This window comes from Rhodococcus sp. MEB032 (genome assembly GCF_030208925.1).
Lineage (GTDB): Bacteria > Actinomycetota > Actinomycetes > Mycobacteriales > Mycobacteriaceae > Rhodococcus_F > Rhodococcus_F qingshengii.
On the sequence record NZ_JARVSY010000001.1, the window covers coordinates 327151 to 342583 of the forward strand.

The following is a 15433-nucleotide window of genomic DNA, read 5'->3' on the forward strand; positions in this document are numbered from 1 at the left end:
CGAAAGGTACGTTCAGCGCCTCAGATGCGCTGAACGTGCCGTTCGCTCGAAAAAAGGGGGGTACCGCTCGAAAAAAAGGGGGGTGCCCCGCTCAACCACCCACCGCGGCCGCGAGCTCTCGCACATGGTCGGCGTCGCGGCAGGTCACCAGCAGCATCGTGACTCCGGCTTCCTCCCAACGCTTCACGTCTGCGCGCACCTCGTCGACGTTGCCGATGATCATGGTCTCGGTGACCATCTCGTCGGGGACGACGGCAGCAGCTTCGTCCTTGCGGCCCGACATGAAGAGGCGACCGATCTCGTCGACCTCCTTCTCGTAGCCCATCCGCTTGTAGACCTGCGCGTGAAAGTTCAACTCCGGGGCGCCCATTCCGCCGACGTAGAGGGCGGTCATCGGCTTGAGAGCGGCGATGGCAGCGGCGCGATCGTCAGTCACGATGACCTGGCACGTGGCGGCCACCTCGAAGTCTTCGCGACTGCGACGGGCCCCGGCGCGCGCGAACCCTTCGTCGAGCCACTTGTTGTACATCGGGGCCAGGCGCGGGGTGTAGTAGATCGCCAGCCAGCCGTCGGCGATTTCACCGGCGAGCGCGACGTTCTTCGGCCCTTCGGCGCCGAGCCAGATCGGGATGTCCGCACGCAGCGGGTGCGTAATGGGCTTGAGCGGCTTGCCAAGTCCCGAACTGCCCGGTCCCGCATACGGCAGAGGGTAGTGGGGACCGGGACTGGTGACGGGCGCTTCACGGGCGAGGACCTGGCGCACGATCGAGACGTATTCGCGGGTGCGCGCGAGCGGCTTCTCGAACGGCTGGCCGTACCAACCTTCGACGACCTGCGGTCCGGATACGCCGAGCCCGAGGATCGTTCGCCCACCGTTGAGGTGATCGAGAGTGAGCGCGTGCATGGCACAGCTGGTTGGTGTTCGCGCCGAAATCTGTACGACGGAGGTGCCGAGACGGACGTTCTCGGTGCGCGATCCCCACCAGGCGAGCGGGGTGAATGCGTCCGAGCCCCACGACTCCGCCGCGAAGACCGCGTCGAATCCCGCGCCTTCCGCGGCCTCGATCAGTTCCGGGGCGTTTGCCGGCGGCTGCGCGCCCCAGTATCCGAGTTGCAACCCAAGCTTCATCGCAGGCCTCCACATTGCCGGTGATCAGAAGTGACTCTTGCCACAATCTCTAGAACCTGTTCTACTCGATCTTGTGACCATCGGAAAGAGCGGGGTGGCCGACAAGCCCCTGAGCGCACCATTGAATCTCCATTTCGACTACACCAGATCGACGGGACCGACCATCGGCGCGTTCGTGACTGCCCTGCGTGATCGCAAGGTGATCGGCGCACGTGGGTCGAACGGTCGTGTCTTCGTGCCGCCACCGGAATTCGATCCGGATACGGCCGAACCACTGACCGACTTCGTCGGAGTCTCCGACGGCGGAACGGTCGTGAGTTGGACGTGGATGCCCGAACCCATCGAGGGTCAACCCCTGACGAAGCCTTTCGCGTGGGCCCTGATCAAGCTCGACGGCGCGGACACGTCCATGCTCCACGCAGTCGACGTCGACTCCCCCGACGACATCAGCACCGGCCTGCGGGTCCGTGCTCGCTGGGCGTCGGAGCGGATCGGGCAGATCAAGGACATCGAGTGCTTCGAACCAGGTGAGAGCGAAAATGGAATCGCGACAGTCGATTCCACCGCCGATCCTGTCACCATGATCACGACGCCTGTCGACCTGCACTTCATGCATTCCGCTTCGGCCGAGGAGAGTTTCTACCTCCGCGGTCTCGCAGAAGGCAAGCTCATCGGTGGTCGCAGCGGACCCGAAGACAAGATCTACATCCCACCGCGCGGCGCCAATCCCACCAACGGGAAGCCGACGAGCGAGCAGATCGAACTGCCGGACAAGGGAATTGTCACCACCTTCTGCATCGTCAACGTCCCGTTCCTCGGGCAGCGAATCAAACCGCCCTACGTGGCCGCCTACGTGCTTCTCGACGGGGCCGACATTCCGTTCCTGCACTTGATTCTCGAATGTGATGCCGCGGACGTACGGATGGGCATGCGCGTCGAAGCCAAGTGGAAGCCTCGCGAAGAGTGGGGTTACACCCTCGAGAACATCGAATACTTCCGGCCGACAGGTGAACCCGACGCCGAGTACTCCACCTTCCAACACCACCTGTGAGGCTCCTGAAATGACTTCTGCAGACATCGCAGTCGTGGGCTTTGCTCAGGCACCCCACGTCCGCGAAACCAACGGCACCACCAACGGCGTCGAGATGCTCGTCCCGTGCTTCCAGCAGCTCTACAGCGATCTGGGAATCACCAAGTCAGACATCGGCTTCTGGTGCTCCGGATCTTCCGACTACCTGGCCGGACGAGCGTTCTCCTTCATCTCGGCCATCGACTCCATCGGAGCGGTCCCGCCGATCAACGAATCTCACGTCGAGATGGACGCTGCGTGGGCCTTCTACGAAGCGTGGATCAAGATCTTGACCGGTGAGGTCGAGACCGCGCTGGTGTACGGATTCGGCAAGTCCTCCGCCGGGCACCTGCGCAAGATCCTGTCCATGCAGCTCGATCCGTACCTCGTCACTCCGCTGTGGCCGGACTCCGTCTCGATCGCCGGACTTCAAGCCCGACTCGGACTCGACGCGGGTAAGTGGACGCACGAGGACATGGCGGAGGTTGCCGCTCGTAGCCGTCGTCACGCGCTGAGCAATCCGAAGGCTCAGCTCGCAGGCGAGGTCGACATCGAGGCCCTTCTCGCCAGCCCCTTCCTCGCAGATCCGTTGCGCGCACACGATTGTGCGCCCATCACCGACGGCGCGGCAGCAATCGTCCTGGCCTCGGGTAACCGCGCCCGCGATCTCTGCGAGCGGCCGGCGTGGATCACCGGACTCGAGCATCGCATCGACTCCCCCAACCTGGGTGCACGTGACCTGACCACCTCACCGTCCACTACGTCCGCAGCCAAGGCGGCAACGGGCGGCGAGGTCGGCAACATCGACGTCGCCGAACTGCACGCACCGTTCACTCACCAGGAATTGATCTTGAAGGAAGCGATCGGCCTGACCGACGCCACCACGATCAATCCGTCCGGCGGTCCGCTCAGCGGCAACCCACTGTTCGCCGGTGGTCTGGAACGAATCGGCCACGCCGCCAAGGCAATCTTCGACGGCCAGGCGAATCGCGCTCTGGCCCATGCAACAAGCGGCCCTGTGCTGCAGCAGAACCTGGTAGCAGTCTTGGAGGGACGGAACTGATGGCCGGAACGCCTCAACTCGCGGCCGTGCTCGGCACCGGCCAAACTCACTACGTCGCAAAGCGTCACGATGTCTCGATGGCGGGCTTGGTTCGTGAAGCCATCGACGCCGCGATGCTCGACGCCAACGTCGGCTGGGACGACATCGACGCCGTCGTCATCGGAAAGGCCCCCGACCTGTTCGAGGGTTCGATGATGCCCGAACTCGCCATGTCGGATGCTCTGGGCGCAAACGGAAAGCCGTTGCTGCGTGTTCACACTGCCGGATCGGTGGGCGGTTCGACGGCTATCGTCGCCTCCAGCCTGGTCAAATCCGGTGTCCACAAGCGGGTTCTGACGGTTTCCTGGGAGAAGCAGTCCGAGTCGAACGCCATGTGGGCGCTGTCCGTACCGGTTCCGTTCAACATGCCCGTCGGCGCCGGTGCCGGTGGATACTTCGCCCCGCACGTCCGTTCGTACATTCGTCGATCGGGCGCACCGGAGCACATCGGCTACCTCGTCGCTGTGAAGGATCGACTCAACGGCAGCCTCAATCCGTATGCGCACTTGCGGCAGCCGGACATCACTCTCGAATCGGTACAGGCATCTCAGATGCTCTGGGATCCGATCCGCTACGACGAGACCTGCCCGTCCTCGGATGGCGCGTGCGCTCTGGTGATCGGCAACGAGGAAGCGGCCGCACAGGTCGAGGCCGAGGGTCGTTCGGTCGCGTGGATCCACGCGACGGCGATGCGCACCGAGCCGACCTTCTATGCCGGACGCGATCAGGTCAATCCGCAGGCCGGCCGTGACGCTGCAGCAGCACTGTGGAAGTCAGCGGGTATCACCGATCCGCTCAACGAGATCGACTGCGCCGAAATCTATGTCCCGTTCTCGTGGTTCGAGCCGATGTGGCTCGAGAACCTCGGCTTCGCGGAGGAAGGCCAGGGCTGGAAGCTCACCGAGGCGGGTGAAACCGCGATCGGCGGCAAGCTCCCGGTCAATGCCTCGGGCGGTGTTCTCTCCTCCAACCCGATCGGCGCCTCGGGCATGATCCGTTTTGCCGAGTCGGCGATGCAGGTCATGCACCGCGCCGGCGATCACCAGGTAGCCGATGCTCGCAAGGCTCTCGGCCATGCCTACGGCGGTGGCTCGCAGTACTTCTCGATGTGGGTCGTCGGCTCCGAACGTCCCACCACGTAAGCAGCAGCACACACGCCGATCAGGAAGAGGCCGAAGATGAAGTACACCGTCGGGGTTGCCATGAACCCCTTGGACCAGTTAGCCGGTATCGCCAAAACTGCCGAGGAATGCGGCTTTTCGTCGATCGCTCTCCCCGATTCACTGTTCTTCATGGAAACGCAGGCGGCGGATTACCCGTACACCCCGGACGGGTCTCGGATGTGGAATGCCGAGACCCCCTGGGTCGATCCGCTCATCGCCGCGGCTGCAATGGGCGCGGTGACCGAGAAGATCGAGTTCTACACCCAGGTGCTCAAGCTGGGTAGCCGCAATCCCGTCCTGCTCGCGCGGCAGGTCGGTTCCGTGGCCGCATTGACGAACAACCGTTTCGGCTTCGGCGTCGGAATCGGTTGGGCTCCGGAAGAGTTCGAGTGGTGCGGCGCTCCGTACAAGCGTCGGGGCGCACGTGTGGACGAGATGATCGACGTCCTCAAACTGATCCTCGGCGGCGGCATGGTCGAGTATCACGGTGAGTTCTTCGATTTCGATCGCCTGCAGATGAGCCCGGCCCCCACCAAGCCGGTTCCGTTCTACGTCGGCGGCCACACCGAGGTCGCACTCAAGCGTGCTGCGCGAGTCGGCGACGGTTGGACCTCGGCGATGATCAAGTTCGACGACCTGGTGGGTGTGATCGCACGACTACGCGAACTGCGCGCCGAGTACGGCCGCGAGAACGAGCCGTTCGAAATCCAGACGGTGTGCATCGACCGTTTCGGCAAGGACGGTTACGCAGAGCTCGAAGATGCCGGTGTCACGGACATCATCACCGTGCCTTGGGTTTTCGACGGAATCGGATTCGATGCCCCGCTGGAGGCAAAGCAGGATTCGATGCGCAAATTCGCCGAGCAGTACATCAACTGAGGAGCCGCGATGACCGACGAACACCCCGCCCGCGTCGCGGGTAACGCTTCGCGCGCCGCAGCGAGTGGCAAGAACAAGGAAGCCTGGCTGGACCTCTTCGCCGAGGACGGTTGGGTGGAAGATCCGGTCGGGCCTTCGGGCTTCGATCCCGAAGGCAAAGGCCATCACGGGCGCGAAGCGATCTCCAAGTTCTACGACATGACGATCGCGAACGCGGACAAGCTCGAATTTCTGATCGACGATTCCCTGGTGTGCGGCAACGAGAACGTCAACATCGGCAAGATCCGAACCACCATCGGCGGCTCGATCATCGACGCCGAGGGCGTGTTCGTCTACCGGGTGAACGACGACGGCAAGATCGCGTCGCTTCGAGCATTCTGGGAAGTGGACCGTGCGATGAAGACGGCACGCAAAGCCTGAGAACCCACAGTACGAGCGCGGCCCCGGTCATCGACCGGGGCCGCGCTCGTCGTATTCGAATCAGCCTGTCGTACTTGCACCGAGAACCTCGAAATGGTTTCCTGGTTCCCAACGTCGCGTGTCGATGACGGACTGCGTCAGGCATGGAGGCGTCGTACCGCAAGGGGTCACTCATGACCATTTCGTTCAATCACACCATCATCGCCGCAAAAGACCGACAAGAGTCTGCGTGGTTCTTCACTCACATGTTCGGTCTTCCAGGCCCAGTCGAAGCCGGCTACTTTCTCGGCGTTGAACTCGAGCACGGCGTGACGTTGGACTTCGCACAGGTGGAAGAAGGCGCCGAGGTTGCGTCTCAGCACTATGCCTTCCTCGTCTCCGAGGATGACTTCGACGGCATCTACCAGCGGATACAGGCGTTGAAACTGGATCACTGGGCCGATCCGCGCCAGTCGAGTACCGGCTTCAACACCAACGACGGTGGGCGTGGGGTCTACTTCCTCGACCCGTCGGGACATTTCCTGGAAGCCATCACCAAACCGTACGGCGGCTGAATTGGAGATTGAACTACAAACGGCGGCGCCTACGGGAGATGAGGGATCCCGCAGACGCCGCCGCAGTTCCAGGTTGCCAACAAGTGGCTTCCCGGAACGTCTACTGTAGTTCTGCGTGTTCGAGAGTGCAGAGGCAACTCCCGAAAACCTACACAGAACCTACTCGCCGGTTACCAGGTCAGTATATGTCCGGATCAGTGTTTGACCGGGCAGCCCGATGTCTTGTAATCAACCTGAAACTCTTTGATGCCGTTGAGCCAGCCCGAGCGAAGGCGTCGGGGATCCCCGAGCCTGGTGATGTCGGGTAGGTGATCGGCGATCGCATTGAAGATCAGATCGATTTCCAGACGGGCCAAGTTGGCGCCGATGCAGTAGTGCGCACCGGTGCCGCCGAATCCGAGGTGCGGATTGGGGTCACGCATGATGTCGAACTTCGTCGGGTTCTCGAAGACGTCCTCGTCGAAGTTGGCCGACGCGTACATCATCACGACGCGATCGCCCTTCTTTATCTTCTGTCCGCCGAGTTCGGTGTCTTCGAGCGCGGTGCGCTGGAAGGAAGTCACCGGGGTCGCCCAACGAACGATCTCGTCGGCCGCCGTCTTGGGGCGTTCCTTCTTGTACAGCTCCCACTGGTCGGGATTGTCGAGGAAGGCAACCATGCCGTGTGTGATGGCATTGCGAGTGGTCTCGTTACCCGCGACCGCAAGCAGGATCACGAAGAAGCCGAATTCCTCTGGGGAGAGCTCATTTCCGTCGATGTCAGCTTCGATGAGCTTGGTGACGATGTCATCGGCGGGACACTTCTTGCGCTGATCCGCCATCTGGTACGCGTATCCCAGAATCTCCATCGACGCTGCCTGCGGGTCGATGTCGAACTCGGGATCGTCGTACGACGTCATCTGGTTGGACCAGTCGAAGAGCTTCATTCGATCTTCCTGCGGCACACCGAGAAGCTCGGCGATTGCCTGCAGCGGAAGTTCGGACGCGACCTGAACCACGAAGTCACCGGCACCGCCGGCAGCCGCGGTCGTGACGATCTTTTCGGCACGCTCGGTCAGTTCCTCGCGCAGGCTGTTGATGGCGCGCGGGGTGAATCCACGAGATACCAGCTTGCGCAGCTTGGTGTGCTCCGGAGCGTCCTTGTTGATGAGAATGAATCGCTGCATCTCGACGTTCTCACGCGGGATGTCGTCGGCGAAGCGAGGAATCGCAGTGTTCTCGTGGGTCGAGAAGATGTCGCTTCGCTGCGAAACTTCCTTGACCTCTTCATGACGGGTGACCACCCAGAAGCCCTCGTCCTGGAATCCACCGATTTCCGGGGGCTGCGGATTCCACCACACGGGGGCCGTCTTCCGGAGTTCGGCGAACTCCTCGAACGGCATGCGTTCCGCGTAGATGTCGGGGTCCGTGAAGTCGATTCCCTCGGGGAATGCGGGCTGTGCCACTGATGTCTCCTGCCCTAAGCCTTTTCATCACAGGGGTGATGGGGATCCGTGATGTGTAACACGTTCTACTCTCATTGAAACACAAGCCTGCTTACTAGGAAAGGAAACGTCGGCAGGTCTTGCTTCCCGCAGAGAACCTGTTCTACTTTTTCATTACAAGGAAAGGAGCCCGCTGTGGGCACACCAGTAATCGTCGAGGCTGTCCGTACACCGATCGGCAAGCGCGGAGGTTGGCTCGCCGGTCTGCACGCCGCCGAGATCCTCGGAGCTGCACAAAAGGGAGTTCTCGACCGGTCGGGAATCGACCCGTTGCTGATCGAGCAGGTGATCGGCGGCTGCGTCACCCAGGCCGGCGCTCAGTCCAACAACATCACGCGCACGGCCTGGCTGCACGCCGGACTTCCGTGGCAGACCGGCGCAACCACCGTGGACTGCCAGTGCGGTTCGGCCCAGCAGGCGAACCATCTGATCGCCGGTCTGATCGCCACCGGCGCCATCGACGCCGGTATCGCCTGCGGCATCGAAGCCATGAGCCAGGTTCCCCTCGGCGCCAACGTCGGCGATCAGGCCGGACCGCGCCGACCCGCGACGTGGGACATCGACATGCCCAACCAATTCGAAGCTGCAGAACGCATCGCGCGTCGACGCGGACTGACCCGCGACGACGTCGAAGCCCTCGGCGTCCGCTCGCAGGCGCTGGCCAAGCAGGCTTGGGAGGAAGGACGTTTCGACCGCGAGGTTCTCGAACTCTCGGCACCCCAGGTCGACAAGGAAGGAAACCTCACGGGCGAGACCAAGGTCGTCAATCGCGATCAGGGCCTGCGCGATACGACGGCGGAGTCCCTTGCCCGACTGAAGCCCGTCCTCGAAGGCGGGATTCACACGGCCGGAACGTCTTCCCAGATCTCCGACGGAGCGGCCGCAGTCCTGCTCATGGACGAGGACAAGGCTCGCGCGCTCGGATTGAAGCCGCGAGCCCGCATCATCGCCCAGGCGCTGGTCGGCTCGGAACCGGAATTCCACCTCGACGGACCGGTGCAGGCAACCAGCCGTGTCCTGGAGAAGAGCGGAATGAAGATCGGCGATCTCGATCTGTTCGAGATCAACGAAGCATTCGCATCCGTCGCACTGTCCTGGGCTCAGGTTCACGAACCTGACTTCGACAACGTCAATGTCAACGGCGGCGCGCTCGCTCTCGGCCATCCGGTCGGCAGCACGGGATCTCGCCTGATCACCACCGCACTGCACGAACTCGAGCGTCGCAACGGCTCGACGGCTCTGATCACGATGTGCGCCGGCGGCGCACTGGCCACCGGAACCATCATCGAGCGTATCTGAGATGACTACTCCCCCAGCCAAACCCAAGGGACTCGACGCTCCGGCGACGGTCAAGATCATCAAGTGGATGTCGAAGGCGAACGTCGCGATGTATCGCGCCACCGACGGGCGGCTGGGTAGCAAGTGGCGGGTCGGCAGCGCGTTCCCTCGCGGGCTGCCGATCTGCCTGCTGACCACCACCGGTCGCAAATCCGGCGAGGAGCGGATCAGCCCGCTGCTGTTCCTCGAGGACGGCGAGAACGTGATTCTGGTGGCGTCGCAAGGCGGTCTTCCGAAGAACCCGATGTGGTACCTCAACATCAAGGCAGACCCGGTGGTGACGGTGCAGATCAAGTCTCGGATCCGCTCGATGAAAGCCCGCGTCGCGGCCGAGGACGAGCGCGCTCGGCTGTGGCCGATGTTGAGGGCGATGTATCCGGATTTCGACAACTATCAGGCCTGGACCGACCGGGTCATTCCCGTCATCGTGTGCGAGCCACTGGAGAGTTAAACGAACTGTTTACAACAAAACGTTTACATTGACCCGGGTTCGTGCCACCCTGGGTTCATGACCGATGACCAGTTCAGACCGATCGATTCCGGCCGCGAACGCGCACATCGCGAGTACGCCGGACTCTTTCGAATCAGCGAGCGCCACGGCGCGACCCCAAGCCAGCGCGCGCGGCAATCTCATCCGGAGATGCTCGAGCCCTACGGCGCGGTGCGCGTCGTGGCTCGTCTTGCGGGTGGCACCGACACACCGCAGCCGAACGAACCCGAGGTCGACGATGCCGACGTCATGGCCGCGTTGACTCTGATCCCCAAGGCCCGAGCCGAAATGGAACAGCTGGAAGCACTGTTCCTCGGGATTGCCCGCGAACGGGGCATGACCTGGCAGGACATCGCTTTCGGGCTGGGACTCGGAAGCACTCAAGCCGCCCGCCAGCGCTACGAACGGCTCGTTCGCCGCACCGGAGGCTGAACGCGTGCCATAACCGGCGAGTTGGAGCACTATTGACTCGTACGGTCCGCACGGCGTTTCGACAGAGCCTCGAACACAGCAAGGAGTCGCATATATGACGACGCATATTCAAGATCAAATCCTGGACCGACGCGAGATCACCTCAGCCCTCGTGCGTGCGCTGGAGCGTCGCCACGAGGTGCTGGACGCAGTGGTCGACAGCAAGGACCACCAGGAGGCACTGACCACCGTCGCGGAACTCCTCGGCACGTCGGAAGCAAATGCCGAAGCAGTTCTGAGCCTCAAGTTCAGCGCACTGACCAAGGCAGCGCGCGATCGCATCCAGGGCGAGCTGGAGAATCTCGACGCCACTCTCGAATGGACGACGCTCGATCGTCCCGCGAGCAGCGGGCAGAACTTCACCCTGCGTCCGTTCAGCGACAGCGCAGAAGACAAGGCACTGTTCACGATTCGCTCGGCCGAGCAGCTCGGCGAAGACGGCAAGCCGTGGAGCGAGGATCGGATCGAAGCCGAGCGCGTCGGCGGTCTCGGTCGGATCGACGACGAGAGCGCTGCCTGGTTCGTCGCCGAGGACGTCTCCGGTGACGGCCCGAAGAGCGTCGGCCTGGTATTCGGCGAACTCGACGGCCAAGAGGTGAACGTGGCGATCTGGATCGCGCCGGAATCTCGCAAGAAGGGCTACGGCACAGCCTGCGTGAAGCATTCGCGGCGCGAACTCGCAGCTGAGTTCCCCGGCACCGTGTTGGTGGTTCGGGCGCCCGCGTAGGCGGCACGCCGCCTGTGAGTGGTTGAGGAGTTCCTGCACTCCTTAACCACTCACGGGGCCGGAGGCCCTACGCCCCGTACACCGGCGTCGGAATCTCCGCCTTCTCCAACAGCGTTGCCACGACGGGCCCGATCTCCTTCGGGTCCCAGCGATCTCCCTTGTCCTCGCTCGGGCCGTGACGCCAGCCCTCCGCGACGGTGATCTTTCCGCCCTCTACCTCGAACACCCGGCCCGTGACGTCCTTGGACTCGGCGCTACCGAGCCAGACGACCAGCGGCGAGATGTTCTCGGGAGCCATGGCGTCGAAGCCCTCTTCCGGAGCTGCCATCGCTTCTGCCATCGCCCCGCCCGCGCCGACAGTCATGCGTGTGCGCGCAGCAGGCGCGATCGCGTTGACACTGACTCCGTAATTCTTGAGCTCGGCGGCGGCCTGGATGGTCATCTCGGCGATGCCGGCCTTGGCCGCGGCGTAGTTGCCCTGGCCGATCGAACCCTGCAGTCCTGCACCCGAACTGGTGTTGATGATGCGTGCGTCGACGGTCTTGCCTGCCTTGGCCTCGGCGCGCCAGTAGGCAGCTGCGTGACGGAGCGGCGCGAAGTGCCCCTTGAGGTGCACGCGGATCACCGCGTCCCACTCGCCCTCGCTCATACCGACCAGCATGCGGTCCCGCAGGAAGCCTGCGTTGTTCACGAGTACGTCCAGGCCACCGAAGGTGTCGATCGCGGTCTTGATCAGATTCTCGGCGCCCGCCCAGTCGGCGACGTCGTCTCCGTTGACCACTGCTTGGCCACCGGCGGCGATGATCTCCGCGACAACCTGCTCGGCCGGACTCTCACCGGTCGCGGAACCGTCGGCACCCGCACCGATGTCGTTGACGACAACCTTGGCGCCCTCGGCAGCAAATGCCAATGCATGCGCACGTCCGATACCGCGGCCAGCCCCGGTGATGATGACTACGCGTCCGTCGACCAATCCACTCATATTTGTCTCCTAATGCACTCTGCTCGGGCTTGTCGGCTCCGCTTGTGTGCTAACTTACCAAGCAATCGCTTGGTTTGGTACACAGACGTAAGGAATCCCGATATGGGCATCAGCACCTCCTCCGACGGAACCGGCATCACCACGGTCACCATCGACTACGCGCCGGTCAATGCAATCCCGTCCAAGGGATGGTTCGAGCTTGCCGACGCCATCCTCGACGCGGGCAAGGATCTCAACACTCACGTAGTGATCCTGCGAGCCGAGGGACGCGGATTCAACGCCGGCGTCGACATCAAGGAGATGCAGGCCACCGAGGGATTCGACGCGCTGGTCGCCGCCAACCGCGGTTGCGCCGCGGCCTTCGCGGCCGTCTACGACTGTGCTGTACCCGTCGTCGTGGCCGTCAACGGATTCTGTGTCGGCGGCGGCATCGGACTCGTCGGCAACGCGGACGTGATCGTCGCTTCCGACGACGCGATCTTCTCCCTCCCCGAGGTCGACCGCGGCGCACTCGGCGCTGCCACACACCTCTCGAGGCTGGTGCCACAGCACATGATGCGCACGCTCTACTACACCGCACAGAGCGTCGACGCGCACACACTCAAGCAGTTCGGCAGCGTCTACGACGTGGTCCCGCGCGAGAAGCTCGACGAGTGCGCTCGCGAGATCGCCGCGAAGATCGCCGCCAAGGACACCCGCATCATCCGGTGCGCCAAGGAAGCCATCAACGGCATCGACCCGGTGGACGTCAAGGGCAGCTACCGCCTCGAGCAGGGCTACACCTTCGAACTCAACCTCCTCGGCGTGTCCGACGAACACCGCGACGAGTTCGTCGCCACCGGCAAGCCGCGCGAGAACGCAACCCAGAAGGAAGGCTGAGACAAACATGGCTAGCAAGCGTGACAAGACGAAGTCGCTCGACGAGGTAGTCGGCGAACTCCGCAGCGGAATGACGATCGGCTTGGGCGGCTGGGGATCTCGCCGCAAGCCGATGGCCTTCGTTCGTGCGATTGTGCGTTCGGACGTCAAAGACCTGACCGTGGTCACCTACGGCGGACCGGATCTCGGACTGCTGTGCTCGGCAGGCAAGGTCAAGAAGGCGTACTACGGTTTCGTGTCCCTCGACTCCGCGCCGTTCTACGACCCGTGGTTTGCCAAGGCACGCACCGCCGGTGAGATCGAAGTCCGCGAGATGGACGAAGGCATGGTCAAATGTGGCCTCGAAGCAGCTGCCGCTCGCCTTCCCTTCCTCCCGATCCGCGCCGGCCTGGGTTCGGATGTCCGCAACTTCTGGGGCGACGAACTCAAGACCGTCACCTCCCCGTACCCCGAGGCCGACGGCCGCTCCGAGACCTTGATCGCGATGCCTGCGCTCAACCTCGATGCGTCGTTCGTTCATCTCAATCTCGGTGACAAGCACGGCAATGCCGCGTACAACGGCGTCGACCCGTACTTCGACGACCTGTACTGCATGGCCGCCGAAAAGCGATACGTCTCCGTCGAACGCATCGTCGAGACCGAGGAACTGGTCAAATCCGTTCCACTGCAGAACCTTCTGCTCAACCGCATGATGGTCGACGCCGTCGTCGAGGCACCCAATGGTGCGCACTTCACGTTGGCCGGCGAAAGCTACGGCCGCGACGAGAAGTTCCAGCGTCACTACGCCGAGTCCGCCAAGACCCCCGAGTCGTGGCAGGCGTTCGTCGACACCTTCCTCTCCGGCAGCGAAGAGGACTACCAAGCCGCAGTAAAGAAGTTTGCCGATTCATCAAAGGCAGGGGAGCAGGCAAAATGAGCGAATCCACCGTCACCCGCGCAGAGTACGTTGTTCTCGCTTGCGCTGAAATCTTCTCCGGTGCAGGCGAAATCATGGCCAGCCCGATGTCGACGTCGTCCACCATCGGCGCTCGCCTGGCTCGACTCACCACCGAACCCGACCTGCTGATCACCGATGGTGAAGCCCTCATTCTCGAGGACACTCCGGCCGTCGGAACAAAGGGCCCCGTCGAAGGATGGATGCCTTTCCGCAAGGTGTTCGACGTCGTCGCTTCCGGCCGCCGTCACGTAGTCATGGGCGCCAATCAGCTCGATCGCCACGGCAACCAGAACCTCTCCGCCTTCGGCCCGCTTCAGCAGCCGACGCGTCAGATGTTCGGTGTGCGCGGCGCCCCGGGTAACACCATCAACCACGCGACGAGCTACTTCGTCCCCAAGCACTCCAAGCGAGTGTTCGTCGACAAGGTCGACGTGGTGTGCGGTGTCGGCTACGACCAGATCGATCCCGAGAATCCGGCTTACAAGTACCTGAACATCCCCCGCGTTGTCACCAACCTCGGTGTCTTCGACTTCGGCGGACCGGGAAACACTTTCCGCGCGTTGAGCCTTCACCCCGGCGTCACCGCCGAAGAGGTAGCCGAGAACACCTCGTTCGAGGTTGCCGGACTCGCCGAGGCCGGTATCACCCGTGACCCCACCGCCGAAGAACTTCACCTCATCCGCGAAACCCTCGATCCGCGCAACCTCCGGGACCGTGAGGTCTCGGCATGACCCCCACCCTGAAGACCGCGCTGACCGAACTGGTCGGTGTCGAGTACCCGATCGTGCAGACGGGTATGGGCTGGGTTTCCGGTCCCGCTCTCACGTCGGCAACGGCCAACGCGGGCGGTCTCGGCATCCTGGCTTCGGCCACGATGACGTACGACGAGCTCGAGCACGCGATCAAGAAGACGAAGCAGCTCACGGACAAGCCGTTCGGCGTCAACATGCGTGCCGACGCCACTGACGCCCCGCAACGCGCGGATCTGCTGATCCGTGAAGGCGTCAAGGTCGCGTCGTTTGCGTTGGCTCCCAAGAAGGAACTGATCGCCAAGCTCAAGGACCACGGCATCGTCGTCGTGCCCTCGATCGGTGCCGCGAAGCACGCGGTCAAGGTTGCAACCTGGGGCGCGGACGCCGTCATCGTCCAGGGCGGCGAAGGTGGTGGCCATACCGGCGGTGTGGCCACGACATTGCTTCTCCCCTCGGTTCTCGACGCGGTCGATATTCCGGTCATCGCCGGTGGCGGATTCTTCGACGGCCGCGGGCTGGCTGCCGCACTGGCGTACGGCGCTGCCGGTGTCGCGATGGGAACGCGATTCCTTCTCACCAGCGACTCTTCGGTGCCCGATTCCGTCAAACAGGAGTATCTCAAGCGCGGACTGACGGATACGACTGTCTCCCGCAAGGTCGATGGCATGCCTCATCGTGTGCTCAACACCGACCTGGTCAACAGCCTCGAAGGTTCCAGCTATGCAACCGGTTTGATCGCCGCGGCCAAGAATGCCACAAAGTTCAAGGCCATGACGGGCATGAAGTGGTCGACCCTCGCCAAGGACGGTCTCGCGATGAAGCGGTCGGGTGACCGCACGCTGATGCAGATCATCATGGCAGCCAACACCCCGATGTTGCTCAAGGCCGGACTGGTCGAGGGCAATACGGAAGCCGGTGTTCTTGCTTCGGGTCAGGTTGTCGGCATGATCAACGATCTGCCCAGCTGCAAGGAACTGATCGAAAGCATCATGGAAGGTGCCGCGGGGCGTATCGACGCGCTTGCGGCTCTTCGCTGACACAGCTCTATCCGAGTGCG

The 15433-nt window shown here is 63.0% G+C and carries 17 protein-coding genes; 14 read left to right on the forward strand and 3 right to left on the reverse strand.

Annotated elements, in window-relative coordinates:
- Positions 1 to 91: 91 nt before the first annotated feature.
- Positions 92 to 1129: an LLM class F420-dependent oxidoreductase gene (locus QRN54_RS01405; protein WP_019746980.1), complete on the reverse strand. Its 1038-nt coding sequence runs from the start codon at positions 1127 to 1129 to the stop codon at positions 92 to 94.
- Between the two features lie 73 nt (positions 1130 to 1202).
- Here QRN54_RS01405 and QRN54_RS01410 point away from each other — a divergent pair, with 73 nt between their 5' ends.
- The 6 genes from QRN54_RS01410 (at position 1203) to QRN54_RS01435 (ending at position 6316) form a co-directional block, all read left to right on the forward strand.
- The gene (locus tag QRN54_RS01410) at positions 1203 to 2180 is read left to right on the forward strand and encodes a Zn-ribbon domain-containing OB-fold protein (protein WP_021342921.1); all 978 of its coding nucleotides are present in this window, start codon (positions 1203 to 1205) and stop codon (positions 2178 to 2180) included.
- Positions 2181 to 2190: 10 nt separating this feature from the next.
- Complete coding sequence (locus QRN54_RS01415) at positions 2191 to 3261, forward strand: thiolase family protein (protein WP_007734273.1); 1071 nt, start codon at positions 2191 to 2193, stop codon at positions 3259 to 3261.
- Positions 3261 to 4442, forward strand: a complete 1182-nt coding sequence (locus QRN54_RS01420) for a thiolase family protein (RefSeq protein ID WP_007734272.1) — start codon at positions 3261 to 3263, stop codon at positions 4440 to 4442. Before QRN54_RS01415 ends, QRN54_RS01420 begins: the two co-directional genes overlap by 1 nt.
- Before the next feature lie 36 nt (positions 4443 to 4478).
- Positions 4479 to 5342, forward strand: coding sequence for a TIGR03619 family F420-dependent LLM class oxidoreductase (locus QRN54_RS01425; RefSeq protein WP_019746978.1), 864 nt, complete (start codon positions 4479 to 4481; stop codon positions 5340 to 5342).
- A gap of 9 nt (positions 5343 to 5351) precedes the next feature.
- Complete coding sequence (locus QRN54_RS01430; RefSeq protein WP_007734269.1) at positions 5352 to 5762, forward strand: nuclear transport factor 2 family protein; 411 nt, start codon at positions 5352 to 5354, stop codon at positions 5760 to 5762.
- Between the two features lie 173 nt (positions 5763 to 5935).
- Positions 5936 to 6316, forward strand: coding sequence for a VOC family protein (locus tag QRN54_RS01435; protein WP_020906296.1), 381 nt, complete (start codon positions 5936 to 5938; stop codon positions 6314 to 6316).
- A gap of 194 nt (positions 6317 to 6510) precedes the next feature.
- Here the strand turns inward: QRN54_RS01435 and QRN54_RS01440 are convergent, their stop codons facing one another.
- Positions 6511 to 7761 (reverse strand): cytochrome P450, encoded by a 1251-nt coding sequence (locus QRN54_RS01440; protein WP_007734267.1) that lies wholly within the window; start codon positions 7759 to 7761, stop codon positions 6511 to 6513.
- Between the two features lie 174 nt (positions 7762 to 7935).
- On the opposite strand from QRN54_RS01440, the gene QRN54_RS01445 reads away from it, so the two are divergent.
- From QRN54_RS01445 to QRN54_RS01460, 4 genes are all read left to right on the forward strand, one after another.
- Positions 7936 to 9099: a steroid 3-ketoacyl-CoA thiolase gene (locus QRN54_RS01445; RefSeq protein WP_003945509.1), complete on the forward strand. Its 1164-nt coding sequence runs from the start codon at positions 7936 to 7938 to the stop codon at positions 9097 to 9099.
- Position 9100: 1 nt separating this feature from the next.
- Positions 9101 to 9589 carry a nitroreductase family deazaflavin-dependent oxidoreductase gene (locus QRN54_RS01450; protein WP_047269597.1) on the forward strand — a complete coding sequence of 163 codons (489 nt, stop codon included), beginning with the start codon at positions 9101 to 9103 and terminating at the stop codon, positions 9587 to 9589.
- A gap of 57 nt (positions 9590 to 9646) precedes the next feature.
- Complete coding sequence (locus QRN54_RS01455; RefSeq protein WP_007734258.1) at positions 9647 to 10060, forward strand: hypothetical protein; 414 nt, start codon at positions 9647 to 9649, stop codon at positions 10058 to 10060.
- Between the two features lie 94 nt (positions 10061 to 10154).
- On the forward strand, positions 10155 to 10826 hold the full coding sequence (locus QRN54_RS01460; protein WP_003945460.1) for a GNAT family N-acetyltransferase: 672 nt from the start codon (positions 10155 to 10157) through the stop codon (positions 10824 to 10826).
- A gap of 67 nt (positions 10827 to 10893) precedes the next feature.
- On the opposite strand, the gene QRN54_RS01465 is transcribed toward QRN54_RS01460, so the two are convergent.
- Positions 10894 to 11808 carry an SDR family oxidoreductase gene (locus QRN54_RS01465; RefSeq protein WP_003945561.1) on the reverse strand — a complete coding sequence of 305 codons (915 nt, stop codon included), beginning with the start codon at positions 11806 to 11808 and terminating at the stop codon, positions 10894 to 10896.
- Positions 11809 to 11910: 102 nt separating this feature from the next.
- On the opposite strand from QRN54_RS01465, the gene echA20 reads away from it, so the two are divergent.
- From echA20 to QRN54_RS01485, 4 genes are read left to right on the forward strand one after another with little or no spacing between them, the layout of a single operon-like run.
- Positions 11911 to 12687, forward strand: a complete 777-nt coding sequence (gene echA20 / locus QRN54_RS01470; protein WP_003945611.1) for a (7aS)-7a-methyl-1,5-dioxo-2,3,5,6,7,7a-hexahydro-1H-indene-carboxyl-CoA hydrolase — start codon at positions 11911 to 11913, stop codon at positions 12685 to 12687.
- A gap of 7 nt (positions 12688 to 12694) precedes the next feature.
- Complete coding sequence (gene ipdA, locus QRN54_RS01475) at positions 12695 to 13603, forward strand: cholesterol ring-cleaving hydrolase subunit IpdA (RefSeq protein WP_285181484.1); 909 nt, start codon at positions 12695 to 12697, stop codon at positions 13601 to 13603.
- Positions 13600 to 14355 carry a CoA-transferase subunit beta gene (locus QRN54_RS01480; protein WP_003945796.1) on the forward strand — a complete coding sequence of 252 codons (756 nt, stop codon included), beginning with the start codon at positions 13600 to 13602 and terminating at the stop codon, positions 14353 to 14355. The genes ipdA and QRN54_RS01480 overlap by 4 nt, the downstream gene beginning before the upstream one ends.
- Complete coding sequence (locus QRN54_RS01485) at positions 14352 to 15413, forward strand: NAD(P)H-dependent flavin oxidoreductase (RefSeq protein WP_285181485.1); 1062 nt, start codon at positions 14352 to 14354, stop codon at positions 15411 to 15413. The genes QRN54_RS01480 and QRN54_RS01485 overlap by 4 nt, the downstream gene beginning before the upstream one ends.
- Positions 15414 to 15433: the final 20 nt, after the last annotated feature.